The organism is Streptomyces sp. NPDC014864, from assembly GCF_043081525.1.
Classification (GTDB): domain Bacteria; phylum Actinomycetota; class Actinomycetes; order Streptomycetales; family Streptomycetaceae; genus Streptomyces.
Map to the genome: position 1 here is coordinate 240,817 of NZ_JBIBWT010000007.1, position 16,116 is coordinate 256,932.

Annotated in this window: 14 protein-coding genes; 10 read left to right on the plus strand and 4 right to left on the minus strand. The window is 72.6% G+C overall.

Translation table 11 applies throughout. The annotated features are described in order from the left end of the window. Positions 1 to 123: 123 nt before the first annotated feature. Together ACF1A5_RS15375 and ACF1A5_RS15380 are read left to right on the plus strand one after the other, a co-directional pair. Positions 124 to 2,490: a glycogen debranching protein gene (locus tag ACF1A5_RS15375; protein WP_392193335.1), complete on the plus strand. Its 2,367-nt coding sequence runs from the start codon at positions 124 to 126 to the stop codon at positions 2,488 to 2,490. Positions 2,491 to 2,567: 77 nt separating this feature from the next. Further along, a complete protein-coding gene (locus ACF1A5_RS15380; protein ID WP_392193336.1) occupies positions 2,568 to 5,600 on the plus strand; it encodes a carbohydrate binding domain-containing protein in 3,033 nt (1,010 codons plus the stop codon). An 88-nt stretch (positions 5,601 to 5,688) separates the two neighbouring features. Here the strand turns inward: ACF1A5_RS15380 and ACF1A5_RS15385 are convergent, their stop codons facing one another. Then, positions 5,689 to 6,387, minus strand: a complete 699-nt coding sequence (locus ACF1A5_RS15385; protein WP_392193337.1) for a TetR/AcrR family transcriptional regulator C-terminal ligand-binding domain-containing protein — start codon at positions 6,385 to 6,387, stop codon at positions 5,689 to 5,691. Positions 6,388 to 6,491: 104 nt separating this feature from the next. On the opposite strand from ACF1A5_RS15385, the gene ACF1A5_RS15390 reads away from it, so the two are divergent. The 5 genes from ACF1A5_RS15390 to ACF1A5_RS15410 all read left to right on the plus strand — a co-directional run bounded on the left by ACF1A5_RS15390 (position 6,492) and on the right by ACF1A5_RS15410 (position 10,783). Beyond that, the gene (locus tag ACF1A5_RS15390) at positions 6,492 to 7,190 is read left to right on the plus strand and encodes an NADPH-dependent F420 reductase (RefSeq protein WP_392193338.1); all 699 of its coding nucleotides are present in this window, start codon (positions 6,492 to 6,494) and stop codon (positions 7,188 to 7,190) included. A gap of 114 nt (positions 7,191 to 7,304) precedes the next feature. Continuing rightward, positions 7,305 to 7,832, plus strand: coding sequence for an NAD(P)H-dependent oxidoreductase (locus ACF1A5_RS15395; RefSeq protein ID WP_392193339.1), 528 nt, complete (start codon positions 7,305 to 7,307; stop codon positions 7,830 to 7,832). Positions 7,833 to 7,956: 124 nt separating this feature from the next. Next, positions 7,957 to 8,553 carry a TetR/AcrR family transcriptional regulator gene (locus ACF1A5_RS15400; protein ID WP_392193340.1) on the plus strand — a complete coding sequence of 199 codons (597 nt, stop codon included), beginning with the start codon at positions 7,957 to 7,959 and terminating at the stop codon, positions 8,551 to 8,553. Between the two features lie 416 nt (positions 8,554 to 8,969). Then, positions 8,970 to 10,292, plus strand: a complete 1,323-nt coding sequence (locus tag ACF1A5_RS15405) for a hypothetical protein (protein WP_392193341.1) — start codon at positions 8,970 to 8,972, stop codon at positions 10,290 to 10,292. After that, entirely contained in the window at positions 10,289 to 10,783 is a 495-nt protein-coding gene (locus tag ACF1A5_RS15410) for an RDD family protein (RefSeq protein WP_392193342.1), read from the plus strand. Before ACF1A5_RS15405 ends, ACF1A5_RS15410 begins: the two co-directional genes overlap by 4 nt. A 75-nt stretch (positions 10,784 to 10,858) precedes the next feature. Here the strand turns inward: ACF1A5_RS15410 and ACF1A5_RS15415 are convergent, their stop codons facing one another. Further along, the gene (locus tag ACF1A5_RS15415) at positions 10,859 to 11,347 is read right to left on the minus strand and encodes an SHOCT domain-containing protein (protein ID WP_392193343.1); all 489 of its coding nucleotides are present in this window, start codon (positions 11,345 to 11,347) and stop codon (positions 10,859 to 10,861) included. A 124-nt stretch (positions 11,348 to 11,471) separates the two neighbouring features. Continuing rightward, complete coding sequence (locus ACF1A5_RS15420; protein WP_392193344.1) at positions 11,472 to 11,678, minus strand: hypothetical protein; 207 nt, start codon at positions 11,676 to 11,678, stop codon at positions 11,472 to 11,474. Between the two features lie 234 nt (positions 11,679 to 11,912). Between ACF1A5_RS15420 and ACF1A5_RS15425 the strand changes: the two genes are divergently transcribed. The 3 genes from ACF1A5_RS15425 to ACF1A5_RS15435 all read left to right on the plus strand — a co-directional run bounded on the left by ACF1A5_RS15425 (position 11,913) and on the right by ACF1A5_RS15435 (position 15,854). Beyond that, entirely contained in the window at positions 11,913 to 13,997 is a 2,085-nt protein-coding gene (locus ACF1A5_RS15425) for a SpoIIE family protein phosphatase (RefSeq protein ID WP_392193345.1), read from the plus strand. A gap of 192 nt (positions 13,998 to 14,189) precedes the next feature. Further along, positions 14,190 to 14,549, plus strand: coding sequence for a DUF779 domain-containing protein (locus tag ACF1A5_RS15430; RefSeq protein ID WP_392193346.1), 360 nt, complete (start codon positions 14,190 to 14,192; stop codon positions 14,547 to 14,549). Between the two features lie 105 nt (positions 14,550 to 14,654). Then, entirely contained in the window at positions 14,655 to 15,854 is a 1,200-nt protein-coding gene (locus tag ACF1A5_RS15435; protein WP_392193490.1) for a phosphodiester glycosidase family protein, read from the plus strand. A gap of 3 nt (positions 15,855 to 15,857) precedes the next feature. Here ACF1A5_RS15435 and ACF1A5_RS15440 read toward each other — a convergent pair whose 3' ends face one another. Further along, on the minus strand, positions 15,858 to 16,052 hold the full coding sequence (locus ACF1A5_RS15440; protein WP_392193347.1) for a hypothetical protein: 195 nt from the start codon (positions 16,050 to 16,052) through the stop codon (positions 15,858 to 15,860). Between the last annotated feature and the right edge of the window lie 64 nt (positions 16,053 to 16,116).

Consider the following 16,116-nt stretch of genomic DNA (forward strand, 5'->3'; position numbering starts at 1 on the left):
GCGCGGTCTTTACGGTGCTCCAAGGTTGCACTACTTTGCGGCAAGATTCGGCAATTCCTTTCACGCCATCGGTGTCCAGGGACCGGCGCCGAGGGCCTTTCCTGCCTGCCTTCAGGAGCCGCCGTGCCTTCGCCCTCCCCTGCCCGCACGCGGATAAGACGCCGTTTCGGCCTGCGGACCGCCACCGCGGTCCTCACCGTCACCACGGCCCTCGTCGCACCGCTGCCCTCCGTCGGTCTCGCCGCACCGGCCGCCGCCGCCACGGGCGGTCCACTCGGCGCCCACTACGACGCGTCCGGCACGAACGTGGAGTTCCGGATCCACTCCTCCCGTGCCACCCGCATCGAGCTGTACCTGTACCGGGCGGCGACCGGCAGCCAGGAGGCCGCCACCCTGCAGCTCACCAAGGACGCCACGACCTCCGTCTGGTCGGTCACCGTCCCGGTGGCGACGATCCAGCAGCAGTACGGCATCACCGGCCCGGTCTACTACGGCTACCGCGCCTGGGGACCCAACTGGCCCTACGACCCGGCGTGGACGAAAGGTTCCACCACGGGGTTCGTGGCGGACGTGGACGCGGCCGGCAACCGGTTCGACCCGAACAAGCTGCTGACCGACCCCTACGCCCGGGAGCTGACCCACGACCCGGTCACCCCGGCCGCCACCGACGGCTCGGTCTACGGCACCGGGCCCCAGTACCGCGCCGTCGACGACGCCCCGCAGGCCCCCAAGGGCATCGTGCTCGCCGCGGACACCACGAGCACCGGCACCAAGCCGACCCGCGCCCTCAAGGACGACGTCGTCTACGAGGTCCATGTGCGCGGACTCACCGAGAACGACCCCTCCGTGCCCAGCGCCTACCGGGGCACCTACAAGGGCGCCGCCCTGAAGGCCGCCGACCTCGCCTCCCTCGGGGTCACCGCGGTGGAGTTCCTCCCCGTGCAGGAGACACAGAACGACGCCAACGACGTGGACCCGGCCGGCACGGCCGGGGACAACTACTGGGGCTACTCCACCCTCGACTACTTCGCGCCGGACCGCCGCTACGCCGCCGACCGGAGCGCCGGAGGGCCCACCCGCGAGTTCAAGGAGATGGTGAAGGCGTTCCACGACTCAGGGATCAAGGTCTTCACCGACGTGGTCTACAACCACACCGGCGAGGGCGGGCCCTGGAACGCGAGCGACAAGAACACCTACAACCTGTTCTCGCTGCGCGGCCTGGACAACCCCACCTACTACTCGCTGACCAGCGACATGCAGAGCCCGTGGGACAACACCGGCGTCGGCGGCAACGTCAACACCTACAACCCCGTCACCCGGGCCCTGATCACCGATTCGCTGGCGTACTGGAAGGACACCCTCGGCGTCGACGGCTTCCGCTTCGACCTCGCGCCGGTCCTCGGCAACACCTGCCAGCACGGCTGCTTCCAGTACAGCCGCACCGACCCTGACACCGCACTCAACCGCATCACCGCCCTGATGCCCGCGCGTCCCGCGGGCGGCGGCTCCGGCACCGACTGGATCGCCGAGCCGTGGGCGCTGGGCAGCGGCACCTACCAGGTCGGCAACTTCCCTGCCGGATGGTCCGAATGGAACGACAAGTTCCGTGACACCATGCGCCGCGACCAGAACGCGATGGGCGTGGAGAACGTCACCCCCAGCGACCTGGCCACCCGCTTCGCCGGCTCCTCCGACCTCTACCAGCCGAACGGCCGCGCGCCGTTCAACTCCGTCAACTTCATGGTCGCGCACGACGGTTTCACCCTCGCCGACCTCTACCGCTGCAACAGCAAGAGCAACAACCAGGCCTGGCCCTACGGCCCGTCCGACGGCGGCTCCGACTACAACCTGTCCTGGGACCAGGGGGGCGTCGCGGCCGACCAGCGCAAGGCCGCCCGCAACGGCTTCGCCTTCCTGATGCTGTCGGCGGGTACGCCGATGACGACCGGCGGCGACGAGTACCTGCGCTCGATCCGCTGCAACAACAACCCCTACAACCTGGACTCCTCGGCCAACTGGCTCGCCACGTCGTACACCGCCGACCAGAGCACCTTCCGCACGTACGCCGAGCGCATGATCGCCTTCCGCGAGGCCCATACCGCCCTGCGCCCGGTGGACTTCTACAGCGCGGCCGACGGCAACGGCAACGGCATGGGCGAGCTGGACTGGTTCACCCCGGCCGGCAGCGCACCCGACGGCACCTACTGGGGCGACTCCGCCAACCACGCCCTGGCCTGGCGCTACGACGGCACCGAACTCGGCGACCCGAGCAGCGCGATCTACGTCGCCTACAACGGCTGGTCCGGCGACGTCGACTTCACGCTCCCGTCCCCCGGCGGGGGCAAGTCCTGGTACCGCGTCACCGACACCTCCACCTGGGCCGAGGGCGCCGACCAGGTCGCCCGGCCCGGCAGCGAGCCCCTGCTGGGCGGCTCCGGCACCGTCTACCGGCTGCACGGCCGCGCCGTCCTGGTCCTGATCGCCAAGTAGCGGCCGGACCACGACCTCCACCCCACCCGCCAAGGCCGCGACCCCACCGCGGCCCCGCACACGAGGAGCCCCCCACCATGGACCTCGCCCACCCGTCCGGCAGACGGCCCCGCTCCCGGCCACTGCCGGTCCTCGTCGCCGCCCTGTGCGGCCTGCTCATGACCCTGCTGCCCGGCGCCCAGGCCCACGCGTCACCGAGCGCCCCCGCGCACCCCACCGCGGTGAACGGGGCGAGCGCCGCGAACTCCGCCACGGTGTACTACTACACGCCGACCCGGGCCTGGTCGGCGTACTACCTGCACTGGGCGCCCTCCGGCGGCGCCTGGACCACCGTCCCCGGCACCCGGATGGCCTCCGCCTGCACCGACTGGGTCAAGCTGACCGTCGACCTCGGCACCGCCACCAGCTGGCAGGCGACCTTCAACGACGGCACCGGCGTCTGGGACAACAACAACGGCGCCAACTACCCGCTCGGCACCGGGGCGATCACCGTCAAAGACGGAATCGTGGCCCACAGCGACCCGTGCGGCTCGACGCCGCCCCCGGCCGGGAACGCGGCGACGGTGTGGTACTCGACGGCAGCCGTCGGCTGGCCCACCGTCAATCTGCACTGGGCGCCCGCGGGCGGCAGTTGGACCACCGTCCCCGGCGGCGGCATGGAGCCGGCGTGCACCGGCTGGGTGAAGAGGACCGTCGACCTCGGCTCCGCCACCGCCTGGCAGGCGACCTTCAACAACGGCAACGGTGTCTGGGACAACAACAATGGCGCCAACTACCAGCTCCGGCAGGGCAATTCGAGGGTCGACAACCACACCGTCACGGCCGACGCGACCGACCCCTGCGCCGCCGCCGAACCCGACACCACCGCGCCCACCACGCCCACCGGCGTGAGCGCGAGCGTCACCGGCACCTCCGTGGTGCTGACCTGGAACGCCGCCGGCGACGACGTCGGCGTCACCGGCTACCGGGTCACCCGCACCGGCGGCAGCCACGGCACCTCGGTGTCCACCACCTCCTCCACCGTCCAGTCCGAGAGCGGCCTGGAGGCACACGCCGACTACTGCTGGACCGTGAAGGCACTTGACGCGGCCGGCAACCTCTCCCCCGCGAGCACCTCCGAGTGCGCCACCACCGGGGACGCCCCGCCGCCCGCGGCCTCCGGCGCCCCGCTCGGCGGCGACCCGCGCAAGGACCCGATCTACTTCGTGCTGACGGCACGCTTCTACGACGGCGACACCTCCAACGACCGCGGCGGCAGCCAGCACGTGAAGTCCGGCAACGCGGCCAACGGCGATCCCATGTTCCGCGGCGACTTCAAGGGCCTGATCGAGAAGCTCGACTACATCAAGGCCCTCGGCTTCTCCGCCGTGTGGATCACCCCCGTCGTCCTCAACCGCTCGGACTACGACTACCACGGCTACCACGGCTGGGACTTCTACCGCGTCGACCCCCGCCTGGAGTCGGCCGGCGCCTCCTACCAGGACCTGATCGACGCCGTCCACGCCAAGGGGATGAAGATCTACCAGGACGTGGTCTACAACCACTCCTCCCGGTGGGGCGCCAAGGGCCTGTTCGTCCCCAAGGTCTACGGCGTGCGCGACTCCCAGTGGTCCTGGTACTACGACCAGCCGAACGCGGACTTCGCCTACGACGGCCTCACCGTCGAGCCCGTGTCGGGCAAGTCGTACTACAACGGCGACCTGTGGTCCACCGCCGAGCCCAGCGGCAACACCTGCCTCGACTGGGGCAAGCCCACGGGCCAGTCCAGCGCCGAGGGCTACACCCTGTACAACTGCCAGTGGCCGTCACCCACGAACAAGCTCTTCCCCGCCGCGCTCTACCACCAGTGCTGGCTCGGCAACTGGGAGGGCGAGGACTCCCGGTCGTGCTGGATCCACGAGGACCTGGCCGACTTCAACACCGAGAACGCCACCGTCCAGCAGTATCTGATCGGCGCCTACGACAAGTACATCGACATGGGCGTGGACGGCTTCCGCGTCGACACCGCCGTACACGTCCCGCGCATCACCTGGAACCGCCGCTTCCTGCCCGCGATCCACGACGAAGTCACCCGTAGGTTCGGCCCGGACAAGGCGAAGGACTTCTTCGTCTTCGGCGAGGTCGCGGCCTTCGTCAACGACAAGTGGAACCACGGCTCGGTCAACCACTCCGCCCAGTTCTACACATGGAAGGAGCGCAAGGAGTACACCTCCGACGACGTCCAGGCCGCCCTCGACCAGTACACCTACGAGGAGAACCTCGGCCCGGCCGGCCAGCCCACGTCGGACAACGCCTTCCTCAACGGCAACAGCTACCACACGCCGGACCACAGCCGGTTCAGCGGCATGAACATCATCGACATGCGGATGCACAACAACTTCACCTCCGCGTCCAACGCCTTCGGCAACGGCAAGGACTCCGACGACGCCACCAACGACGCCACCTACAACGTCGTCTACGTCGACAGCCATGACTACGGCCCCAACAAGTCGAGCACGCGCTACGCCGGAGGCACCGACGCCTGGGCCGAGAACATGTCCCTGATGTGGACCTTCCGGGGCGTCCCCGCCCTCTACTACGGATCGGAGACCGAGTTCCAGGCCGGCAAGCAGATCGACTGCGGACCCACCTGCCCGCTGGCCTCCACCGGCCGCGCGTACTACGGCGACGAGGTCGCGGGCGAGGTCACGGCGAGCGACTTCTCCCAGGTCTCCAGCGCGTCCGGGGCCGTGGCCACCACCCTGCAACAGCCGCTGGTCAGGCACGTCCAGCGGCTCAACCAGATCCGCCGCGCCGTCCCCGCCCTGCAGATGGGCCAGTACTCCACCGAGGGCGTCAGCGGGGACATGGCCTTCAAACGCCGCTACACCGACACCGCCACCGGCGTCGACAGCTACGCCCTGGTCTCGGTCGGCAACGGCGCCACCTTCACCGGCATCCTCAACGGAACGTACAAGGAGGCGGTCACCGGCCGCAGCGTCACCGTCACCGACGGCACCCTCGACGTCCCCGCCTCCGGCAAGGGCAACCTCCGCGTCTACGTCCTCGACCAGGGCGGGGTGAACGCCGCCCCGGGCAAGATCGGCACCGACGGGCCGTACCTGAAGTAGTCGTACCCAGGTCGCGCAAGGGAGGGCCAGAGGGGTCGGTGGTTGCCTCCCCCACATCACGCGGGGAGACAACCACCGGGCCTCGCTGTCACGTTCGGCCGGGTCCTGGCCGCCGCCCCGATCCCGGCCCCGGGTCCGGCCCCGGGTCCGGCCCCGATCCCGGCCCCGGCCCCGGCCCGAGCACGGTGTCCACGATGCGCCGACCGTCGCCGGGGGCGGACGCGCGGCCCGCTAGGTGGTCGGCGTAGCACGCGCCGAGCAGGGCCGAGGCCAGTGCCTCCGGATCGGCGTCCGCGGGTACGCGGCCGCCGGCCCGGCCCTCGTCCAGGACCGCGCGGAGGGCCGCCCGGCGGGGAAGGACCGCCTGCTCGCGCAGGGCGTGCAGCAGGCGCGGGGTGTGGGCCTCCTCGGCCAGGCAGGTACCCATCAGCGCCGCGCCTCGGCGCCGGGTGAGCGCGTCGATGAAGTCGTCGAGGAGGGTGGCGAGTTCGGCCCGCGGGTCTCCGGCCGGGCGCGGGGTGCCCTGCTGCTGCGGCGGGGCCGGGGCGGAGCAGAGGAGCGGGGCGGCGGCCAGCGCGGCCGCGGCCAGGTCGGCCTTCGCCTTCCAGCGCAGGTGGATGGTCGCCTTGCTCACCCCGGCGGTCCGGGCGACCCGGTCGAGGGTCATCCGGGAGAAGCCCTGATCGGTGAGCAGGGTGAGCGCGGCCGCCAGGATCGCGGCCCGCTTGTCCGGGCACCGCGGCCGGCCCGCCGCGCTCGGGCAGTCCCCCGTCTTCGTCTTCCGCATGGCTCCACCCTACCCGCTTGCAATACCGAACCGCTCGGTTTAGTTTTAGGGACGTGCCGAACACGGAACACCTGTCGGCACCGACACCCGGAAAGGACCACCCCATGCGCTACGCAGTCCTCGGCACCGGCTCCGTCGGCCAGGCCATCGCCGGCAAGCTCGCCTCCCTGGGCCACGAGGTCGCCGTCGGCACCCGCGACCCGGAGGCCACCCTGGCCCGCACCGAGCCCGACGCCTACGGCAACCCGCCGTTCGCCCACTGGCTGGCCGAGCACGGCGAGGTGCGCCTGCTGTCCTTCGCGGACGCGGGCGCCTTCGGCGAGACGGTGGTGAACACCACCGCCGGTGCCGCCTCGCTCCAGGCCCTCGAGGCCGTCGGCCGTGACCACCTGTCCGGCAAGATCCTCGTCGACATCGCCAACCCGCTGGACTTCTCCCAGGGGATGCCGCCGTCGCTGAGCCCGGTCAACACCGACAGCCTCGGCGAGCAGATCCAGCGCGCCTTCCCCGAGACCCAGGTCGTCAAGACCCTCAACACCATGAACGCCCAGGTCATGGTGGACCCGTCCCGGGTGGCCGGACAGCACAACGTCTTCGTCTCCGGCGACGACACCGGCGCCAAGAAGGCCGTCACCGACCTGCTGGAGTCGTTCGGCTGGCCCCGGCAGGACGTCATCGACCTCGGCGACATCACCACCGCGCGCGGCACCGAGATGCTGCTGCCGATCTGGCTGCGCCTGTGGGGAGCCGTGGGCCACGCCGACTTCAACTTCCACATCGCGGGCGCCCGCCCCGGCGCCTGAGCCGTTCGCGGAGTTCGCGACGTTCGCGGAACACGAGCCCGCGCCCGCTCGCGCACGGCGACGGGCTCGCCGCCCCCCCTCTCCGATCCCCCCGACCGAAGGAACCGCCCCACCATGCCCGCCCCGCGCACGCTGGTCGTCGTCGCCCACCCCGACCTGGCCGCGTCCCGCGTCACCGCCCGCCTCGCCGACGCGATACGCGACCTCGACCACGTCACCGTGCACGACATCGCCGCCGCCTACCCCGACGGCCGCATCGACATCGCGCACGAGCAGCGACTGCTGCGCGACCACGACGTGATCGTCTGGCAGTTCCCCTGGCACTGGTACTCCGTGCCGGGCGTGCTCAAGTCCTGGATCGACCAGGTGCTCACCCACGGCTTCGCCTACGGCAGCGGCGGCACCGCGCTGCACGGCAAGACCCTGCGGCTGGTCACCTCCGCCGGCGGCCCCGCCGAGTCCTACGGCGCCGGCGGCTACAACCGCTTCACCTTCACCGAACTGCTCGCGCCGATCGACGCCACCGCACACCTCACCGGCATGCGTCCGGCCGAGCCGCTGGTGCTGTTCGGCGCCCACACCGTCTCCGACGAGGATCTCGCCCTGCACGCCAAGCGCTACCGCGAGCTCCTGGCTCCGTGAGCGGTCCGTTCCGGCGCCGGGAACGTCGTGGGGCCGGGCGTCCGGTGGTCACGGGCCGGTCCTCGAAGGCTGCCGCGGAACCCGGACCGAACCGCTCGGTGCGGTAACGCCCTATTCTGAAGCGATGCACGACACGAACACCGCCAAGGGCGCCGGACGCCCGCGGTCGGCGGAGAAGGACGCGGCGATCCTGCGTGCGGCCCTGGAACTGCTGGCGTCCCACGGATACACCCGCATGAGCCTGAGCCAGGTCGCCGCGGCGGCGCAGGTCAGCAAGTCCACCATCCATCTGCGCTGGAAGACCAAGGCGGACCTGGTCACCGCGGCGCTGGAGGCCATGCGGATGACGGAGGCCCCGCCGGCCACCGGGGACACGCGCACGGACCTGGTGGCGATCCTGCGCGACTTCGCGGGGACGGTGGAGCGGGTGCGCGGCATGGCGCTGATCGGAACCTGCCTGGCCGAGGAGGCCCACACCCCGGAGCTGCTCGCCCTGCTCCGCGAGCGGACCGTCCTGCCCCGCCGGGCCCTGTTGCGCCAGGTGCTCGAACAGGCGCGGACCCGGGGGGAGATCCGGCAGGACGCCGATCTGGAAGCGGCCGTCTCCGCGCTGCTCGGCCCGTTCTACGCCGACTACATGGCCGGTCGCGGCGGTCGCCGGGAATGGGCCGAGCAGGCCGTGGACCTGACCCTCGCAGGACTGCGCGCATCCGGCGGGTGACCTCGTCCGGGCGGGCGGTCCAGCGCTGGTCCGGCGGCCGGGCGCCGGCAGGCAGGCAGGCAGGCAGGCAGGCAGGCAGAAAAGCGTGGACCCCGTCCCGCACGAAGCGGGACGGGGTCCACGGGGTGGAGCGCCGGGCAGGCCTTGCACCTGCATTTCCCCGCAGGAAGCGGGGCGTCCTTCCTTGGACCACCAACGCACGGCCGAGAACCGGGAGTTCCGGCGACCAGCTCAAGATCGAGCATACCGTATGCCCGCGGTGGCTCACCGCCGCCCGCTCACCGCCGTCCGGCTCACGGCCGCCCGCTCGCGCGGGACCGGCCCGCGACCGGCCGAATGCCCGGCTGCCCGGGGCCGGGCCGTGGTCACCCCCGCAGGGTGAGGTCGCCCTCGGCGCCGGGTGCTGTGATGGCTGTGTGAGCAGCACCGCGGACGAGTCGCCCCGCCGGGTGGCACCGGGTGGATCGGGCGAGTACGGTCACCGGCGGCCGCTGCTCACGGGCGTGACACGGCTGGTCGTAGGGGCGGCCGACCTGGCCTCGGAAGCCGTCGCCGCCGCACGGCCCCCACGGTCGCGCGCACCGGCCGCGACGGCGCCACTCGGTGACGCCGTGCTGGCACTCGCGATGGAGCTGCAACGCCGGTCCCTGTCCGTCGTCGTGGAGACGGCCGGCCGGGCCGGGCACTGGGCGGGGGCCGCCACCCGGCGGCTGGTGCCGGCGGGAGTGCGCGGCGCGGTCGACCGGCGGATCGCGGAGTGGGGCACACGCGGGGCGGTGGAGCGGGCGCGGGCGCGGGACGACGTGGTGCCGTCGGCGCGCGCGCTCGTCCGGGCGCTCACGGCGGCCGTGGTCGACCAGATCGACCTCGACGCCGTCGCCGACCGGCTGGACGTGGACCGCGTCGCCGCGCGGATCGATCTGAACGCCCTGCTGGAGCGCATCGACATCGACGCCCTCCTCGACCGCGTGAACCTCGACGCCCTCCTGGACCGGGTCGACATCGACGCGGTGGTCGCGCGCGTCGATTTCGACGCCCTGCTCGGCCGCGTCGACGTCGACACCGTGGCCGACCGCGTGAACCTCGACGCCCTCCTGGACCGGGTCGACATCGACGCGGTGGTCGCGCGCGTCGATTTCGACGCCCTGCTCGGCCGCGTCGACGTCGACACCGTGGTCGACCGCGTGGACGTCGACGCCCTCCTGAACCGTGTCGACGTCGGCTCCGTCGTCGATCGCGTCGACCCGGACGCCGTGGCCGACCGGCTGGACGTGGACCGTCTCGCCGAGCGGATCGACCTCGACGCGGTGCTGGCGCGCGTGGACCTGGACGCCGTGGCCTCGCGCCTCGATCTCGACGCGCTCCTCGCCCGCGTGGACCTGGACGCCCTGCTGGCGCGGGTCGATCTCGACGCCGTGCTGGCGCGCATCGACCTGGTGACCTACACCGAGCGGGTGCTCCAGGAGCTGGACGTGGGACGGATCGTCCGGGACACCGGCGGCAGCATCACCGCGGAGACGCTGGACGGGTTCCGCGAGCAGAACGCGCGCGCCGACCGGTTCGTCCAGCGGCTCACCGACCGTCTGCTGGGCCGCGCCGAGACGGCCGGGGCCGAACCTCCGGTCGACGAGGCTTCCCGGGGATCGTCCCCAGGGCCGCCCGGGCCGTCCCCGGAGCCGTCCGCGGCACCCTCCGAGGGACCCGGAGAACGGCCGCCCGGGCCGGGAGCGTCGCCGTGAGCCCGGTGGACCGCGCGCATGAGCCGGTGGACGTGCAGGGGCGGCCGGCCGGGATCGTCTCGCGTGGTGTGGCGGCCGTCGTCGACGGGCTGGTCCTGCTCGGGGCCGTCGTGGTGGCCGAACTCGCCTTCGCCTCGGTGCGCTATCTGCTGCTCGGGCCGCCGTTCTCGATGCCCGACCCCGGACCCTGGATCACGCTCGGGGCCGGCGGCGTCGCCGCCGTCGCCTACCTCGCGGGCAGTTGGGTGACCGCCGGGCGCACCGCCGGGGACCAGGTGATGGGACTGCGGGTGACGAACCGCTCGGGGGCGCGGCTCTCGCCGGGTGCCGCCGTGGCGCGCGCCGTCCTGTGGCTCGTCATCCCCTGGGGGGTGCTGTGGATCCCGGCCAGCAGGCGCCGGGCCTCGGTGCAGGACCTTCTCGTGGGCAGCGCGGTCGTGCACGACTGGTACGGCCACTCCCGGACGTCCGCGCACGGCCGGCGCGCGTGAGCGGCGGAGCATCGGCTCGCCCCGGATGAGCGACGGAGCATCGGCTCGCCCCGGCCGCGGGATCGCGCCGTGGGGTCAGCGGTCGGGATCGGAGGGGACGGAGGCGCCGGGCGTGGAGGTGGCGGAGGAGGCGTGGCCCGCCGGGGCTCCGCCGGAGAGGATCACGTCCTTGGCCCGGGCGAACTCCGCGTCGGTGATGTCGCCGCGGGCGCGCATCTCGGAGAGCCGGGCGAGGTCGTCGACGCTGCTGCTCCGGCCGCCGGCCGCGGTCTCCCGGACGTAGGTGTCGAAGGCCTGCTGCTGCGCGCGGGCCTGCTCGACCTCGCGGCGGCCCATGTCCTTGCCGCGGGCGATCAGATAGACGAGGACACCGAGGAACGGCAGCACGATCACGAAGACCAGCCAGCCGGTCTTGCCCCATCCGCTCAGGGAGTCGTCGCGGAAGATGTCGCCGATGACCCGGAAGAGCACGATGAACCACATGATCCACAGGAAGAACCACAGCATGGTCCAGAAGGCGCTCAACAGCGGATAGTCGTACGCCAGGTAGGTCTGCGCGTTCATGACTCTCCTCCCGTTCCGGGGCCCGGACCGGCTGCGGCCCGGTGCCGACTTCAGCGTGCGCACGGCAACAAGGGGGCGCCTCACCCGGGACGGGTGAGCATGCCCGGCACGCGGCCGACAGGGATCAGGACGTCCATTCCGGCAGCCTGCGCATCTCCAGCAGCCGCAGCCCCAGCGACCGGCACCGCGCCAGCAGCCCATAGAGGTGGGCGTCGTCCACCACGGCGCCGAAGAGGACGGTCTGGCCGCTCATCACCACATGCTCCAGCTCGGGAAAGGCTTCGGCCAGCGTCTCCGAGATGTGCCCGGCGACGCGGATCTCGTAGCGCATGAGCTGCTCTCCACACGTGCCCGGGTGCCGGACGGACGGCACCTTTCTCACGACCGTCTCCCGCGACCTTCTCCGCAGATGGTCCGCCCCCGGACCGCCGCCGGGCCTCACCCGGCACAGGTGATCCGGGGTGCGGCGGCCCCGGCCGCGGAGCAGGCTGGAAGCGCACGCCCCGGCGCGCGGGGGCAGCGGTGTGCCGGGACAGGCGCCCGACAGAGCCCGGAGGTGGTTCCAGTGGCGCACACCGACCCTGGTCGGCAGCGGGACGAGACACAGGCCGCGATGCTGGAGGCCCTGTTCACCAGCTCACCGATCGGCCTCCACCTGCTGGACACCGAGCTGCGGGTGGTGCGGGTGAACACCGCCACGCCCGCCATGCGGGGCATACCCACGGCCGATCTGGTCGGGCGGCCGGTCGAGGACGTGTACGACATCGCCGAGGCCGGCGAGATGGAGGTCCTGCTGCGCGAGGTGCTGGACACGGGTGTTCCCCTGCGGGAGCGCATCGTCCGGGCGTTCCTGCGCGGGGACCCGTGGCAGGAGCACCACTTCGAGCTGACCGCGCTGCGTCTGGACAGTCCACAGGGTGAGGTGCTGGGGCTGGCGGTCACCGCGATCGACGTCACCGAACGGGAGCGGGGCCGTGCCCGTGTCCGGGTCCTCGACGCGGTGCGCCGGCGCGTGGGCCGGACGCTGGACCCGGTGGTGACGGGTGAGGAGCTCGTCGGCGCCGTGGTACCCGCGTTCGCCGACATCGCGGTGGTGGAGGTGGTGGACGCCGTGATCCGCGGCGACGACCCGCCGCTGGCCCCGCTGCCGCCGGGCACGCCCCTGATGCGCACCGCCTTCCGGAGCAGCGACCCGCATCCGCCGCGGGCGCATCCGGTGGGCGACGTGCGCCGCCTGCCCTCCCCCACGCCCTTCACCCAGGCCCTGACCGACCTGCGCCCGCGCGTGGTTTCGCTGTGCCCGTCCGAGCCGTGGATGCCCGTGGACGTGCCCCGGGCGGAGGCGATGCGCTCGTCGGAGGCGCACACGCTCCTGGTGGTGCCGATGGCCCTGCGGGACGCGGCGCTGGGCCTGGTCAGCCTGTACCGCGTGGGGCAGTCGCCGCCGTTCGACGAGGGCGACCGGCAGCTCGCGGTCGAGCTGGCCGCGCACACGACCCTGTGCATCGACAACGCGCGCCGCTTCGTCCGCGAGCACGCCATCGCCGCCACCGTGCAGCGTCAGTTGCTGCCCCGGCTCCCCGAGACCCACGCGTCGCTGGAGACCGCCTACCTCTCGGTCACCGGCGCCGACCCCGGGGCCTGGTACGACACCATCGCGCTGTCCAGCGCGCGGACCGCGCTGGTCGTCGGCAACGTGTCGGGGCAGGGCCTGAACACGGCCGCGACCATGGGCCAGCTGCGGACCGTCGTACGGTCGCTGGCGGCGTTCGACCTCGCTCCCGACGAGCTCCTCGCCCGCCTGCACGACACGGCCGCCGAACTGGCGGCGGAGCGGGCGAACCTGCCCCTCGGGGACCCGCTGCGCCGCGAGGTGCTCAGTGCCGACTGCGTGTACGCCGTACACGACCCGCTCACCGGCACGTGCGTGATGGCGGCGGCCGGGCGTCTGGCGCCCCTGGTGGTCCGCCCCGACCGGATCGTCGCCGTCCCCGACACCCCGTCCGGGCCGCGTCTGGGCACCGCCGAGGACGCCCCCTTCGCGGCCGTCACGTTCCAGGTGCCGGAGGGCAGCGTGCTGGTGTTCACCAGTGATCCGCTGCTCACGACGTATCTCGCGGACTTCTCGCAGCCCTTGCGGGCGGCACCGGACTACGGCGACCGGCCGCTGCAGGAGCTCTGCGACGCCCTGGTGTACGAGCTCCCGGACAGCCTGGGCGCGGGCGACGCCGCGGTGATCGTCGCGCGCACCCGGTCCTTCGCCGCCGAGGAGTTCGCCTCCTGGCGGCTGGAGTCCGAAGCGGCGGCGGTGGCGACCGCCAGGAGCCGCACCCGCAAGCAGCTCGCCGCCTGGGACGTGGACGACGAGACGGCGTTCAACGCGCAGGTCATCGTCAGCGAACTCGTCACCAACGCGGTGCGTTACGGGGCACCGCCCATCGAGCTGCGCCTGATCCACGACCGCAACCTGACCTGCGAGGTGCGGGACACGGGGACGGCGGCGCCGCATCTGCGCCATGCCCGGACGGTCGACGAGGGCGGGCGCGGCCTGTTCATCGCAGCCCAGCTGGCCCAGGCGTGGGGCACCCGGTACACCACCGGCGGCAAGACCGTCTGGACCGAACAGGCGCTGCCGCAGCGGCAGGGCTGACGGCGGCCGGTCGCCGACCCTCGGTCCCGCCGGAACCCGTTCCACCGGGGCCCTGACCGCCGGGCGGACCGGTGCCGTCCGCGCCGAGGCGCTCGCGGCCGCCGCGCCTCCTGCGTGCCGTGCAACCTCTTCGCAACCTTCCGTCCGATTGCCTGGACCCGGTTTCTTCCGGTGCGGCGAAGGACGGCGACGATGGACGAGCAGACCCCGCGCGTGACGCTCACCCCCGCGGCGGCCGAGCTGGTGCGGCGGCTCAGCGAGGCGCACGGGCCCCTGATGTTCCATCAGTCGGGCGGCTGCTGCGACGGCAGCGCCCCCATGTGCTACCCGGTGGGCGAGTTCCGCACCGGCGGCTCGGACGTGCTGCTCGCGGAACTGGACGTCGAGGGCGTGTCGCGGCCGGTGACGTTCTGGATGTCGCGCAGCCAGTACGAGGTGTGGAGCCACACCCGGCTGATCGTCGACGTGGTGCCCGGCCGCGGCAGCGGCTTCTCGCTGGAAGCACCCGAAGGAGTGCGTTTCCTCATCCGTTCGCGCGTCGTCGGCGCCTGAACACCGCCCCGGCCATCGCCCTCTGATGCACTTCCCCTGAGTCCTGGCAGGGTTGACGAGACATCAGGGGGCACTGTGAGCAGTGCGGCACGCCGCGACGGACGGCTGAGAACGGCGTTGGCGGCTCTCCTGGCATGTGCTCTGGCCGGTGCGGCCCTCGTGGGGGCGGCACCGGCCAGTGGCGCGCAGCGGGCCGAGGAGATCGCGCCGGGGGTGGAGTACCGCGAGTTCGACCTCGGCTCGGCGGGCGGAGTCGCACACGCGCACCTCATCAGCGTGGACCTGAACAACAGGCACGTTCGGGTCGACCTGCTGCATCCCGCTGCCGTGGCGGCGCGGGCCACCGTGTCCCGGCTCGCCGACGCGCAGCGCGCGGTGGCGGGCGTCAACGGCGACTTCTTCCACATCAGCGAGACGCAGCACCCGGGTGTGGCGGTGACCGGCTCGGCGGTCGGTCCGGAGATCGCGGCCGGGCGCGCGCTGAAGGCCGCCGTGCCGCGCGGGCAGCGCTTCGGGCCCGCGCTGCCGCCCGGCACGTCGACCGAGGACGTGCTCGGGGTGGACACGGACCACACCGCCCGACTGGACCGGCTGAGCCTCGCCGGTTCGGTGAGCACGCCCGAGGGGCAGTTGGCGCTCCGCGGCCTCAACCAGTACGCGCTGCCGGTGGGTTCGGTCGGCGCGTACACCGCGGACTGGGGCAGCGTCTCGCGGCTGCGGGCGACCTGCGGCACGGACACCAGCCGCAGTGCGCCGTGCAGCACCGACACCTACGAGGTGACGGTCCGCGGCGGGCGGGTCGTCGCCACCGCCGACGTGCCCGGCAGCGGCGTCATCGCGGCCGGCACCACCGTCCTGGTGGGCCGGGAGGCGGGCGCTCAGCAGTTGCGCAAGCTGTTCATGGGCGAAGAGGTCCAGGTGCGGCACCAGTTGGTGGCGGCCTCCGGGACGGCGTACGCCTTCGCGGTCGGCGGCTTCCCGGTGCTGCGCGGCGGCGCGCCACTGCCCGGCCTCGACGACTCGGCGTCCGCCGTGCGCAGCGGGGTGGGCATCGCGGGCGGCGGTCACCGGCTGCTGCTCCTCGCCCTGGACGGCTCCCCCGGGTACCGCACCGGTCTCACCGTCGCCGAACTCGCCGCCACGCTGCGGTCCCTGGGCGCCACGGAGGGCGTCAACGTCGACGGCGGCGGCTCCAGCACCCTGGTCGCCCGGAAGCGCGGCGAGAGCGTGGTGAGTGTGCGCAACCACCCGAGCGGCGGCGCCGAACGGGCGGTCGCGAACGGGGTCGGCGTGTTCGCGTCCTGACGGTCAGGGGTGCAGGCTGCCGACGATCTGCGCCGTGGCCTCCAGCCCTTCCTGGATGGTGGGCGCCATGCTGGTGCCGGCCAGGAAGAAGCCGAGCATGCAGCAGACGATGGCGTGCGAGCACTTCAGCGCGCCGTTGCGTACGAAGATCACCGCAAGGACCAGCAGCAACAGCACCGCAGAGATGGAAATGGCCACCGTCAACCTCCTCCGCCACGCCCGTTCGCGGCTTTCGGCCGCAAGTGTGGCGTAGCGGAGGGTT